Source organism: Bradyrhizobium sp. LHD-71 (assembly GCF_031157255.1).
GTDB lineage: Bacteria > Pseudomonadota > Alphaproteobacteria > Rhizobiales > Xanthobacteraceae > P52-10.
Genome location: NZ_JAVIFX010000002.1, coordinates 77,810 through 90,982 on the forward strand (window position 1 = coordinate 77,810; position 13,173 = coordinate 90,982).

Annotated in this window: 12 protein-coding genes; 3 read left to right on the forward strand and 9 right to left on the reverse strand. The window is 63.2% G+C overall.

Going from position 1 to position 13,173, the window contains the following annotated elements; all coding sequences use genetic code 11:
- Positions 1-88 precede the first annotated feature (88 nt).
- Both RCO31_RS01700 and RCO31_RS01705 read left to right on the forward strand, forming a co-directional pair.
- Positions 89-1,870 carry an FAD-dependent oxidoreductase gene (locus RCO31_RS01700; RefSeq protein ID WP_308966456.1) on the forward strand — a complete coding sequence of 594 codons (1,782 nt, stop codon included), beginning with the start codon at positions 89-91 and terminating at the stop codon, positions 1,868-1,870.
- Positions 1,861-3,693, forward strand: a complete 1,833-nt coding sequence (locus RCO31_RS01705) for a 2-oxoacid:acceptor oxidoreductase subunit alpha (RefSeq protein ID WP_308966457.1) — start codon at positions 1,861-1,863, stop codon at positions 3,691-3,693. Before RCO31_RS01700 ends, RCO31_RS01705 begins: the two co-directional genes overlap by 10 nt.
- Positions 3,694-3,782: 89 nt before the next feature.
- Here the strand turns inward: RCO31_RS01705 and RCO31_RS01710 are convergent, their stop codons facing one another.
- The 9 genes from RCO31_RS01710 to RCO31_RS01750 are packed head-to-tail and all read right to left on the reverse strand — an operon-like array spanning position 3,783 to position 11,983.
- Entirely contained in the window at positions 3,783-4,130 is a 348-nt protein-coding gene (locus tag RCO31_RS01710) for a RidA family protein (protein WP_308966458.1), read from the reverse strand.
- A gap of 18 nt (positions 4,131-4,148) precedes the next feature.
- The gene (locus tag RCO31_RS01715; RefSeq protein ID WP_308966459.1) at positions 4,149-5,270 is read right to left on the reverse strand and encodes an FAD-dependent oxidoreductase; all 1,122 of its coding nucleotides are present in this window, start codon (positions 5,268-5,270) and stop codon (positions 4,149-4,151) included.
- On the reverse strand, positions 5,267-6,685 hold the full coding sequence (locus RCO31_RS01720; RefSeq protein ID WP_308966460.1) for an NAD(P)/FAD-dependent oxidoreductase: 1,419 nt from the start codon (positions 6,683-6,685) through the stop codon (positions 5,267-5,269). Before RCO31_RS01720 ends, RCO31_RS01715 begins: the two co-directional genes overlap by 4 nt.
- On the reverse strand, positions 6,682-6,978 hold the full coding sequence (locus RCO31_RS01725) for a (2Fe-2S)-binding protein (RefSeq protein WP_308966461.1): 297 nt from the start codon (positions 6,976-6,978) through the stop codon (positions 6,682-6,684). Before RCO31_RS01725 ends, RCO31_RS01720 begins: the two co-directional genes overlap by 4 nt.
- 27 nt (positions 6,979-7,005) lie before the next feature.
- Positions 7,006-8,145 carry an FAD-dependent oxidoreductase gene (locus RCO31_RS01730; protein ID WP_308966462.1) on the reverse strand — a complete coding sequence of 380 codons (1,140 nt, stop codon included), beginning with the start codon at positions 8,143-8,145 and terminating at the stop codon, positions 7,006-7,008.
- 23 nt (positions 8,146-8,168) lie between these two features.
- Complete coding sequence (locus tag RCO31_RS01735) at positions 8,169-8,975, reverse strand: ABC transporter permease (RefSeq protein WP_308966463.1); 807 nt, start codon at positions 8,973-8,975, stop codon at positions 8,169-8,171.
- A complete protein-coding gene (locus RCO31_RS01740; RefSeq protein WP_374991411.1) occupies positions 8,972-9,874 on the reverse strand; it encodes an ABC transporter permease in 903 nt (300 codons plus the stop codon). The genes RCO31_RS01735 and RCO31_RS01740 overlap by 4 nt, the downstream gene beginning before the upstream one ends.
- 5 nt (positions 9,875-9,879) lie before the next feature.
- Positions 9,880-10,920, reverse strand: coding sequence for an ABC transporter ATP-binding protein (locus tag RCO31_RS01745; protein WP_308966465.1), 1,041 nt, complete (start codon positions 10,918-10,920; stop codon positions 9,880-9,882).
- Between the two features lie 28 nt (positions 10,921-10,948).
- Positions 10,949-11,983 (reverse strand): ABC transporter substrate-binding protein, encoded by a 1,035-nt coding sequence (locus RCO31_RS01750; protein WP_308966466.1) that lies wholly within the window; start codon positions 11,981-11,983, stop codon positions 10,949-10,951.
- Between the two features lie 241 nt (positions 11,984-12,224).
- On the opposite strand from RCO31_RS01750, the gene RCO31_RS01755 reads away from it, so the two are divergent.
- Positions 12,225-13,166: a LysR substrate-binding domain-containing protein gene (locus RCO31_RS01755; RefSeq protein ID WP_308966467.1), complete on the forward strand. Its 942-nt coding sequence runs from the start codon at positions 12,225-12,227 to the stop codon at positions 13,164-13,166.
- Positions 13,167-13,173: the final 7 nt, after the last annotated feature.

Consider the following 13,173-nt stretch of genomic DNA (forward strand, 5'->3'; position numbering starts at 1 on the left):
ACAATAAAGAACGAGAACCGCTTCGGCGGATTGAGGAAACTAACTGACCACGTGGCGCGGCCTGCGCTGCCGCGTGGATGAGGTGGGAATGAGACCGACCAATATCGCGGCCCCCGACTACTTTCACAAGGTGGTCGACTGTCAGTGGGCGTGTCCTGCCCATACGCCCGTTCCCGAATACATCAGGCTGATCGCGGCGGGCCGTTACAGCGACGCCTACATGATCAACTGGAAATCCAACGTGTTTCCGGGCGTGCTCGGCCGAACCTGCGACCGTCCCTGCGAGCCGGCTTGCCGCAGAGTGCGGGTCGAGGAAGAACCGGTCGCGATCTGCCGGCTCAAGCGCGTTGCAGCCGACTACAAGGACGACATCCAGGCGCTGCTTCCGCAGCCTGCGAAGACGAAAAATGGCAGGCGCATCGCCCTTGTCGGAGCCGGACCCGCCTCCCTCACCGTTGCGCGCGACCTTGCACCGATTGGCTATGAATGTGTCGTGTTCGACGGCGACAAGCGCGCCGGTGGCATGATCCGCTCACAGATCCCGAAGTTTCGCCTGCCCGACAGCGTGATCGATGAGGAATGCGGCTACATTCTCAACCTCGGCGTCGAATTCCGAGGAGGTGAATACGTCGACAGCATGAAGAAACTGCTGGACCAGGGTTACGACGCTATCTTCGTCGGCTCGGGAGCCCCGCGCGGCCGCGATCTCGACATTCCCGGCCGCAAGGAGGCCGCCGCCAACATTCACATCGGGATCGACTGGCTATCCAGCATCTCGTTCGGCCACATCGACAAGATCGGCAAGCGCGTGATCGTGCTCGGCGGCGGCAACACCGCCATGGACTGTTGCCGCTCGGCGCGCCGGCTTGGCGGCAGCGACGTGAAAGTGATCGTGCGCTCCGGCTTCGAGGAGATGAAGGCCTCGCCGTGGGAGAAGGAAGATGCCGCCCGCGAAGGCATTCCGATCCACAATTACCTGGTGCCGAAGGCGTTCCTGCACACTAACGGCAAACTGACCGGCATGGTGTTCGAGAAGGTTCGCGCCGAATACGACGCCAAGGGCCGCCGCAAGCTGGTCAACGCCGGCGAGCCGGACCAGACGTTCGAATGCGACGACGTGCTGGTTGCCGTCGGCCAGGAAAATGCGTTTCCATGGATCGAGCGCGAGATCGGCATCGACTTTGACGAATGGGGCATGCCGGTCGTCGACCAGACGACGTTCCGCTCCTCTCACCCGAAGATCTTCTTCGGCGGCGACGCTGCGTTCGGCCCCAAGAACATCATCTGGGCGGTGGCGCACGGCCACGAGGCTGCCGTCTCGATCGACAAGATGCTGAACGGCGAGGACATCGCTGTTCGTCCCCTGCCCGCCGTCACCGTCGTCAATCAGAAAATGGGCATCCACGAATGGAGCTACAAAAACGAGGTCGTGCTCGATGAGCGCTACGCTGTTCCGCACCGTGAGAACGCCGTGGCGCTGTCCGACATCAAGGCGGAAGTCGAGCTTGGTTTCGACCCGAACCTGGCGCTTTCGGAAGCCGGACGCTGTCTGAACTGCGACGTACAGACCGTTTTCACCGCCCCGTTGTGCATCGAATGCGATGCCTGCGTCGACATCTGCCCGATGGACTGCATCACCTTCACCAGCAACGGCGATGAGGATGACCTGCGCGAACGCTTGCGGGCGCCGGCCAGCAACAAGGACCAGTCGCTCTATCTCGCGGATGGCCTCAAGACGGGTCGTGTGATGGTGAAGGACGAAGACGTCTGCCTGCACTGCGGCCTGTGCGCGGAGCGCTGCCCGACCGGAGCGTGGGACATGAACAAGTTCTATCTCGAAATGACTCACGCAGGACCGGCATGCCGATAGAAGCCGTCAACGATTTCGTCATCCGTTTCGCCAACGTCAACGGCTCCGGTTCGGCGTCCGCCAACGAGATGTTCGCACGCGCGATCATGCGCATGGGTGTGACGGTCGCGCCGCGCAATGTGTTTCCGTCGAACATTCAGGGTCTGCCGACCTGGTATGAGATCCGCGTCTCGGCCAAAGGCCACCTCGGCGCGCGCGGCGGCACCGACTTCATGGTGGCGATGAACCCGCAGACGTTCAACGCGGACGTCGCATCGATCGAACCGGACGGCTACCTGCTCTACGACAACACCCGCGCGCTGCCGCCCGGCAAGATGCGCACCGACATCAATGTGATCGGCGTACCGCTGACCGCGATCTGCAACAAGGAATATACCGATCCGCGCCAGCGGCAGCTGTTCAAGAATATCATCTGCCTCGGCGTCCTCACCGAGCTGTTCGGCATGGACTTCGCCGAAGTCGAAAAGCTGATCGGTGAGCAGTATCGAGGCAAGGACAAACTGATTCCGCCGAACGTGCATGCGTTGCACATGGGCAAGGACTGGGCGAAAGCGAATCTCAAGCCGATCGGCCTGCGCATCAAGCGTGCAAACGACGTTGGCCACCGTATTCTGCTCGAGGGCAACGCCGCGGCCGCGCTCGGCGCGGTCTATGGCGGCGCCACCGTATGCGGCTGGTATCCGATCACGCCGTCGTCGTCGCTGGCCGAGGCATTTGCAAACTACTGCAAGAAATTCCGTCACGATCCCGCGACGGGCCAGGCGAAATACGCGATCGTGCAGGCCGAAGACGAACTTGCGTCGATCGGCATGGTGATCGGCGCCGCCTGGAACGGTGCGCGTGCGTTCACAGCGACCTCGGGCCCCGGCATATCGCTGATGCAGGAGTTTCTCGGCTTCGCCTATTTCGCGGAAATTCCGGCGGTGGTGTTCGACGTGCAGCGCGCCGGCCCCTCGACCGGCATGCCGACGCGCACACAGCAATGCGACATCATGGCGTGTGCCTACGCCTCGCACGGCGACACCAAGCATGCACTGATGATCCCGGAAGACCCGGCCGAGACTTTCGATTTTGCGGCCGATGCATTCGACGTCGCGGACCGGCTGCAGACCCCGGTGTTCGTGATGATCGATCTCGACATCGGCATGAATCACCGCCTCTGCCGCCCGCTGACCTGGGATGACAAACGCCAGTATGATCGCGGCAAGGTGCTGTCGGCGGACGAGCTCGAGAAGGCCAAGGACTTCGGCCGCTACATGGACGTGGACGGCGACGGTATCCCGTATCGCACCTACCCCGGCACACATGCAGACAAGGGCGCGTTCTTCACCCGCGGCACGTCGCATGACAGCCGCGCGCGCTATAGCGAACAAGGCTCGGCCTATGTCGAGGGCATGCAGCGGCTGTTGCGCAAGCTCGACACGGCAAAGGACATTCTGCCGAAGCCGTTGCGCAAGGATTCCGTCAAGGGAACGCGCTATGGCGTGATCTACTATGGCTCGACGTCACCAGCGATGGACGAGGCGGCAGAGACGCTCGCAGCCAACGGCTATCACCTCAACATGCTGCGGATTCGCGCCTTCCCGTTCCACCAGGACGTCGCCAGCTTCATTGCCGACCACGATTTCGTTTTCGTGGTCGAGCAGAACCGCGACTCGCAGATGCGGTCCTTGATCGTCAACGAGCTCGGCATCGATCCGGTGCGGCTGGTGCCGATCCTGCACTATGACGGCACGCCGATCACTGCGCGTTTCATTGTCGGCGCCATCGGTGACCGGCTCGATACGCTGAAGGTCCGCCCGCTCCGCAAGGCCGTCTCGTAAGTCTCTGGCAGCTCAATTCTTCGACGTGTCACGGTCCCGGTGATCGTGCCGGCGTTGGCGACGCTTCGCCGGCACTCACCGGGCAGCGCTTAGGCTTTAAGTGCGGTAACCACCACTTCAATCAGGGCGCCGCCGCCGAGGTCCGCAACACCGACCGTCGCACGCGTCGGCAGATTGTCGCCGAAGAACTCCGTCCAAGCGGCATCCATCTCCTTCTTCTTGGAGAGATCGGTGACGAAGATCGAGGCGCTGACCACGCGGGACGCGTCGGTTCCCGCCTCTTTCAGATAGCCACCGATCTTGGTGAGGATGTTGCGGGTCTGCTCGCCCATCGAGACGCTGGTGTCATCGGCGATCGTGCCGCCGACGAAGACAAAACCGTTGGCTTCGACCGCACGGTGCATGATGGGCGTGCGGATGTTGCGGGTAATGCTCATGGGATCCTCATTTTCTGGTTAGGATGTGGAGGGTGAGAAGCGACCGATGCCGAGGTCGCCGACCCGGGTCTGGCTGCCGCCGTTCACGATCAGCTCCGACATGACCGCGCCGGCGCCGGGGCCAAGCTGGAAGCCGTGCAGCGAGAAACCAAACTGGTGATAGAGGCCCTTGTGGCGGCCGCTGGGCCCGAACACCGGCAGGTCATCCTGCGTCCGCGCCTCGATACCGGCCCAGGCCCGGACGATTGTCGCGCCGCGCATGATCGGAAACAGCTCGAACACCGTACGCGCGCTCACGGCCAGGCTGCTCCAGTCCAGCACGGTTTCGTTGCGATCCTGATCCGCCGTTGCCAGATGGCCGCCACCGATCAGAACCGTGCCATTGGCAAATTGTTTGAAAGACAGTTTGCGGCCTCGCAGGATCACGACCGGATCGATGAAGTGAGGCACGCGTGACGTGATCATCAGCATCGGTGCGACAGTCTCGACCGGCACCGGCTCTCCCAGTGCCGCGGCGATCCTGCCTGCCCACGCGCCGGCGGCGTTGACAAGCACCGGCGCGGCAAAGCTCTCCGTTCCGGCGTCCACCTGCCATAATCCATTGCGCTGCCGAATGTTGTTCGCCGCGACGCCCTCTCGGACAGTCGCGCCCAGCGCAGACGCCTTGCGCCGAAATGCAGTCGTCGTCTGGGCCGGATTTGCCGCGCCGTCGCGTCGCGACACCACGCCACCAGGACAGGTCTCCGCCACAGCCGGAACGAGCCGCCGCAGCTCATGGGCGTCAATCAACTCCTCATGCGTGAAGCCCAGGGCATTCAGCTCCGCGACGCGGGCGCGACATGCTTCGAGTTCTGCCGCATCTTCGGCGACCAGAACCTGGCCATGACTTTCGAAGCTGCAATCGTCATCCAGCAGTTCCTGAATGCGCTCCCAGATGTCCATCGAGCGGATCGAGAGCGGGATCTCGGGAATATGTCGTGACAGCTGACGGACGCCGCCGGCATTCACCCCCGAAGCATGACGACCGGCATAGTCCTTCTCGATCAACACCGGCTTCATCCCGGCAAGGCAGAGGTGAAGCGCGGTCGAGCAGCCATGGATGCCGCCGCCTACGACGATCGCATCCACGAGCTTTGTCATCCGCGCACCACCGCCTTGACGCTCGCATCGGTCTTCGGACCGGCCGCCAGTTCGGCGAGCGTGATCGGCTTCACGGGAGCACGCAGCCGGTAATAGCCGATCTCCTGCGGGCTCTTGCCGCGGGCCTGCGCCATCAGCTCGGTAACAGTGAGACCGCAGAGCCGGCCCTGACACGGACCCATGCCGGTACGCCGATAGGCCTTGAGCTGGTTGGGGCCAGTCGCCCCTATTGCCACCGCATCGAGAATGTCTTTCGCTGTGACCTCTTCGCAGCGGCAGACAATGGTATCGCCCGAAGGAATTCGGAACTGCGGCGCGGGGCGGAATAAGCAATCGAGAAACGCACGGCCGCGCTCGGCGCGAGCGAGGTCCGCTCTGAACGACGCGGTCGGCGCAAGCCCAGCGGCAGCCGCCGGCGTAAGCGCTTCCACCGTCGCACGCGCGGCGATACGACCGCGAAACACTGCCGCGTCCACACCGCCGATGCCGGCACCGTCGCCCGCAATCGCAATGCCCTGAACGGACGAGTTGCCATCGCCATCAAGCACCGGTGACCAGCACAATTGCCGATCGTCCCAGCGGTGTTCGATGCCAGCCGCCATCGCCAGGTTGACGTTGGGTACGACGCCCTGATGCAGCAGCAGCAGGTCTGCAGGCACGGTCTGACGCCGGCCGCCAGCCAGATACGTCACGCTCGTCAGCTGACCGTCCCCGGTGGCGGCAAGCTCGCTGACGCCTTTCACGACCGGCACCTTCGCGCGCACCTCCTTCATCAGCGCCAATCCCTTGGCGAAATAAGGCGAGGTGAGAAAGGTGAACGCGTGCGGCAGCGCGCCGAAATAGTTCCGACGCTCGGTCGTATCGAGAATGCAATCGATACGACCACCGAGGCGCAGGATCTGTGCTGCAAGCAACCACAACAGCGGCCCCTGCCCTGCCACAATGGTGCGCCCATCCGGCACCAGCGCCGACGACTTCAGCATTGTCTGCGCCGCACCTGCCGTCATCACGCCCGGCAAGGTCCAGCCCGGGATCGGAAAGGGGCGCTCCTGCGCGCCGGTTGCAAGGATGACACGGCGTGCTTTGACGAACATCGAGACTCCGCCGGCCGAAACGCCGATCTCGAGGTTGCAATCGAGACTCCAGACAGTCGCGCGCTGAATGATTTCGGCACTGCTCGCGCGAACCTTCTGCACGAGATCCTCGCCCGCCCAATAGTCCGCACCGAGTTGCTCACGCTTGGTCACGGGCGTAGAGGCAATCGCCCGCCAGACTTGTCCGCCCGGACCGGCATTCTCGTCCAGCAACAGGGTCGACAGGCCGGCCTCAGCAAGCATCGCCGTGGCAGCCAACCCGGCAGGCCCGGCGCCGACCACGACGACATCGTAGCTGTCGCGCTTGGCGATGGTTGTCATCGTTCGATCTCCCGCTTGCCCTTCTGGATCTCGATCGTCATGCCTTCGGCGACCGGCACCAGACAGCCCTGGCGGTTACCGACGCCGTCGACCGTCACGAGGCAATCGAAGCAAACGCCCATCATGCAATAAGGCAGGCGCGGTGCCCCGCTGACGGCAGTCTTGCGGCGCACGTCGCGGCCCGACGCCAGCAGCGCCGCGGAGACGGTGTCGCCCCCGCGGGCCTGGACGGCCACTCCGTCCACGAAGATCTGCACCGATGGTCGCTGGTCCTGATCGGATCGTTTGAACATGGGATGCCTCCAGGGCTCCTTCTGAAGTCAGTGGTGACAGTTGCCTGCGGCAGCGGTGTTCATGACGAAACGACTGGCCGAGAACGCACCGACCAACCCGGATTCGAGCGCACCTGCCGCGACCATGCGCGCGACCTCGAAGGCGTGGTTCGAGGCGAGCGTCACGCCGGAATGACAGCAGGCGACGAAAGCGCCGGGATGGCTCACCGATTGGTCGTAGATCGGAAAGCCATCCTGCGGCATGACGCGAATGCCGGACCAGCTTCGGATGACGTTGAGGCGCGCCAGATGAGGAAACATCCGCTGTGCACGATCCGCCATGACCGCATTGATGCCCTGGTTCAGCTCGCGATCATCAAGGATGTCTTCCTTGCTGTCGCCGATCATCACCGTCCCCTCGTCGGTCTGCCGCATCGTGGTCAGCGGATGCGGCAGGAACGGCACCGTGCGCTCCGTCACCAAGATCTGACCGCGTGTCGGAGCCATGGGCGCCGACAAACCGACCATCGGCGCCAGCGTCTGGTTGGCATTTCCTGCAGCGAGCACGACTTTGCCGGCATGAATCTCACCCTTCGGCGTCGTCAGCTCAAACTCACCGCCGCGATGGGCGATCTGCGAGACCGGCTGCTCCGGGAGATAGTCAACGCCGAACTCCCTGAAGCCGGTATGGAAGGCGCGGAACGTGCGGAGCGAGTTCACGTGACCATCGAGCGGACAAAAACTGCCGCCGGAGACCTCCGGACCGATCATCGGCAGCATCTTCTTGACCTCGGATGCCGACAGCATTTCCATCTTGTAGTCGGCGGCACCGACCTGGTTGTGCATGCGCGTGACAAGCTGACCGCGGTGCTCAAACTCATCCTCGCCAAGCGTGAGATGGAAGCCGCCATTCTGCTGAAGGCAGACATCCAGGCCCGTTTGCTCTTTCAATTCCGCAGCCAGCCTGCCCCAGCTCTCGGACGCCCGCACCGTCCAGCCGGTGTAGGCGGCCATGCCGAGCCCCTTGCTCTGCACCCAGACCAGCGCAAAGTTCGCGCGTGACGCGCGGCGCGTGAGGTCGCCTTCATCGAGAACGGCAACCTTCTTGCCGAGCCGGCCGAGACCCCAGGCGATAGCGGAGCCAAGTAAGCCGCCGCCGACAACGGCGACGTCATAATCGCGATGCATGAGTTCTCCTGTCGCCAGCCCTTCTATCGACCGGTGTCGCTCTTGCCCGCAAGCACGCGATCGAGCCCGTAGAAGCGGTCCAGCAGAACGAGGGCAGCCATGGTGATCGCGATCACGCAGGCAGAGACCGAGGTCACCAGCGGATCGATATTGTCCTGGATGTAAAGGAACATGCGAACGGGCAGCGTCTCGGTGCCCGGCGTTGCGAGAAAGACGGTCATCGTCAGATCGTCGAAGGACTGAATGAAGGCCAAGGCCCAGCCGCTGACGACGCCGGGCAGGATGAGCGGCAACGTCACGCGACGGAACAGCGTCCAGCCGCCCGCGCCGAGCGAAATCGCCGCCATTTCCACCGAACGGTCCATGCCGGTTGCGGCGGCAAGAGTCAGGCGGAGCGCAAACGGAAACACGACGATCACATGCGCGACCAGCAGTGCCCCGAACGTGCCGCCCATGCCGATCGCGGTGAAGAAGCGCAGAAAGGCGATGCCAAGCACCACATGCGGAATCATCAGCGGCGACTGGAACAGCGCCGCAAGCGTGTCGCGACCGCGAAACTTGTAACGCGCGATGGCAAGCGCGGCGGGGATGGCGAACAGCAGTGCCATCAAGGAGGACAGCGCGCCGAGACCGAGGCTGACCCAGAATGCACGGACGAACTCGGGGTAATTCGCAATCGCCCTGAACCAGCGCAGCGAAAAACCGTTGGTCGGCAGCGACAGGTAGCCTTCAGGTGTGAAGGCGACGAGGCAGACGACCGCGATCGGCGCCAGCATGACGATGACGAAGATCGCATGGAACGTCAGCGCCAGAGGTCCATTCCGTCTCATCGGAACACCTCCGCATAGCGTCGCTCGATCAGCGCGTTGCTGCCGACGACGATCAACACCAGCGCGACCAGGAGAAGGACGGCGACAGCCGCGCCAAGTGGCCAATTCAGCGTGTTGAGAAACTCGTCATAAGCGAGTGTCGCGGCAACCTTCAGCCTGCGGCCGCCGATGATCGCGGGTGTGGCAAACGCACTTGCGGAGAGCGAGAACACGATAATGGCCCCCGCCAGCACGCCCGGCATGATCTGCGGCATGATGATGCGCCGCATGATCGTGAACGAGCCGGCGCCGAGCGAGGTCGCGGCATTCTCGATCTGCGGGTCGAGGCGTTGGAGCGCGGCCCAGACCGACAACACCATGAACGGCATCATCACATGCGCCAGCGCCACGACCACGCCGGTCTCGGTGAACATGAAAGGCAGCGGCGCATCGATCAGCCCGAGCGACATCAGGAGCTTGTTGACGAGCCCGTTGTTGCCGCCGAACAGCAACGCCCAGCCAAGCGTGCGCGCCACGACGGAGATCAGCAATGGGCCGAGGATCACGAGCAGGAAGAAGCTCTTCCAGGGCCCGGCCATGCGGTTGAGGATGTACGCCTCGGGCGCCCCGAGCACGGCCGTAATCAGGGTGGTAAGGAGAGCGATCCGGAAGGTCCGCCCGAACATCTCCAGATAGTATGGATCGGTCGCGATCTCGTGCCAGTTCTTCAGGATGAGCACCGGCTCGATGCCTTTGTACTGGCCCCAGTCATGGAACGACAGAAGTACCGTCATCGCGAGCGGAATCACCAGCACGCCGAGGAACAGCATCAGCGCCGGCGCTGCAAGCGCCCACGGCGCCGACGCACGGCCCTCATCGCGCGCCGGTGCAACGGGATGCGCCGGAGCCGTGTCGACCATCGCGCTCATACGGACCCTCGAGCGCGCAAGCTCATGTCTTCGGTCCGCCAGGTGAGCCGCACCGCTTCACCTTCGGCCGGCTGCGGCGTCCCATCATTCTGACGGATGACGATCGCCGGGCCGCATTCGCTGTCGCACTGGAACAGCCAGTGGTTGCCCTGGAAGATGCGGGTGACCACCGCAGCGGTCAGCCCCGCCTCGCCGAAGCCGATCCGTTCGGGGCGCACGCTGATGGTCACGGGGCCAGCAACTCCGGGTGGCGCGGGCGCGCTCCAGGATCCTGCAATCAGCCGCGCCGGAGCCGTGCCGCGATCAATCTCCGCGGCGAAATCATTGGTCTTGCCGAGGAACTGGGACACAAAGGTCGTGGCCGGCCGCTCATAAGTCTCCTGCGGCGTGCCGATCTGCTCGATGCGTCCCTGGCTCATGACGACAATCCGATCGGACAAGGACATTGCCTCGCTCTGGTCGTGGGTCACGAGAATAGTGGTGGTGCCGAGATTGCGCTGGATCTGCCGCAATTCGATCTGCATCTCCTCGCGCAGCTTGGCATCGAGGTTCGAGAGCGGCTCGTCGAGTAGAAGGACACTCGGGCGGATGACGAGAGCGCGGGCGAGCGCCACGCGCTGTTGCTGACCACCCGACATCCGGCGCGGATAGCGCTCCTCGAAGCCTTCGAGCCCGACCATGGCGAGGGTCGCGCGAACACGCTCACCGCGCTCGGCGCGTGGCACGCGCCGCATCTCGAGACCGAAGGCGACATTTTCAGCCGCCGTCAGGTGCGGAAACAGCGCGTAGCTCTGAAACACGATGCCAAGCCCGCGCTTCGCCGGAGGCACTGCAGTCAGATCCTTCCCTTCCAGCCGGATTGCGCCTCGGGATGGGTCAAGGAAGCCTGCGATCATCTGCAAGGTGGTGGTCTTGCCGCAGCCGGACGGACCAAGGAAGGAGATGAACTCCCCTTTGCGGACCACAAGACTGAAGTCGTCGACGACAGTCGTCGGGCCGAAGCGTTTGCCCACTCGGTCGAGCTCGAGAAAAGACATCAGTCTCTCTCCGTTGTTCGATCGTGGTTCAGCGCTCGACCTCGCGATTCCAGCGCTTGGTCCACTCCTCGCGCTTCTCGTTGATGATGCTCCAGTCAGGCGTGTAGAGCTTGGTGGTGCGCTCACCGATCGGAGCCATTTTGCCGAGTTCCGGCGGCACGACGACCGATTTCACCACCGGCCCGTAACCATACTCCTTCAGCATCACGAGCTGGACCTTCGGATCGAGCAGCAGCTTGACGAAACTCGATGCCAACGGCGAGGCGTTCGGCTTCGCAATCGGACAGGCCGTCGTCAGCAGGGTCACTGCGCCTTCCCTGGGATAGACGAAATCAACCGGGAAGCCGGTGTTGGCAAAGCTCTGCACGCGGGCCGAACCCCACACCGCCAGCACAGCCTGACCGGACTGGAACAGCTCCGTCATTTTGCCCGGCGACGGCTCATAGGCCAGGACGTTGGGATTGACCTCGTCCTTCAATATCTTGAAACCGGCGGTGACATTGCTCTCGCTGCCGCCGTTCATCTTGGCCAGCATCAACAACGTGTGCAGACCATATGTGTTGTTGATCGGCGGAATGACGATCTGCTTCTGGTACTTCGGATCCTTCAGGTCATTCCAGGAGGTCGGCGGTGCCCAGCCCTTCTCCGCAAAGACCTTCGTATTGTACATCAGGCCGGTCGCGACCAGGCCGACGCCGACCGCCCGGTCATCCTTGAAACGGGCCGCGTCGTAGAGGTCGGCAGGCAGGCCGTCGACCTTGCCGCAGAAGCCCAGCTGGATCGCCTGGTACATCGGCCCGTCGTCGACAATGGCGACGTCGATCTGCTGATTGCCCTTCTGCGCCTGCAGTTTGGCCAGCGTGTCGGTTGAATTGCCGGCGACATATTCGACCTTGACGCCATTTGCCTTCTCGAACTCCGGAATCACCTCATCGCGCATCGTCTTCTCGAACGATCCGCCGTAGCCGGCGACATAGAGCGTCTTCTGCTGAGCCGAAGCGCCTGACGGGAGCACGGTGAGCGCCGTGATGCTGGCCGCTGTCAGGAGGTTGAGGAGCTTCATGGGATCCATCTCCATTCGTGGACGAGGCGATGTGCTGACGATCTGACGGCCAAAGCGACCGGCAGTCACGGCAAGGCCTCTCAAGGGCTGTCGTTCTGGGCAACGTCCCCGGCCTGACCGGCACTGCCGAAAAAACAGGCGGCCTCCAGTGTTGATGAAAAAGATCGCAATCAACGCTTTCGCCGTCCAATGAATAATGGCACCCTCTGCATACCTAAATGTTATGGAAAAAGGTTCCGGAATGGCGCGGATCAATTCGCGACAGGTTGAAGCCTTCCGCGCGACGATGCTGACGGGCAGCGTGACCGAGGCAGCGAAGTTGATGGCCGTGACGCAGCCCGCGGTCAGCCGGCTCCTGCGTGACTTCCAGGCACTCTTGAAAATGGAGTTGTTCGAACGCCGTGGCACCGGGCTCGTGCCCACCGCGGCCGCGACGGCGCTTTATACGGAGGTGGAGCGCTCGTTTGTGGGCCTCGAGCGCATCACCGCTGCGGCCGAAGAAATACGCGGCCGCCGGACCGGCACTTTGCGGATCGCGGCGTTGCCGGCGCTCTCGAATGGCTACCTGCCACGTCTTGCCGGCCATTTTCTTAAGGAACGTCCCAACCTGAAACTCTCCTTCTTCGGGGTGATCTCACCGCTTGTTGTCGATTGGGTGCTGAACAATCAGTGCGACATTGGTTTCGCCGAAGTCCCCATCGCCCATTCCGGTCTGCCGAGCCTGCGGATGCCGTCGCCGCCGCGCGTCGCCATTCTGCCGGTCGGGCATCGCCTGACGGCGAAGCAGGTTTTGCAGCCACGCGATTTTGAGGGCGAAACGTTCATTTCGCTGTCCGCTGGATCGAGCGGTCGGCATCTGATCGACCAGGCCTTTAACCGCGACGACGTCCGCCGCGTTTTGCGCGTGGAGACAGCTTTGTCGGAGATCATGTGCGGTCTGGTCTCGTCCGGGCTCGGCGTTGCAATCTGCGATCCCTTCACTGCGCAGGAGTTTGCAACGCGCGGCGTCGTCACGCGGCCTTTTCTTCCGCGGATCGAATTCGAGTTCGCTGCCGTTCTTCCTGTACAGCGCAGCCCGTCGCCGGTCGCCGTGGATCTCATCGAAACTGTTCGACAGGCGCTCGCGGAGTCTGACGGATCTCCCGCTCGCACAATGAATGAAGAGAATGTGTTCGCGCCCTAACGAAAAT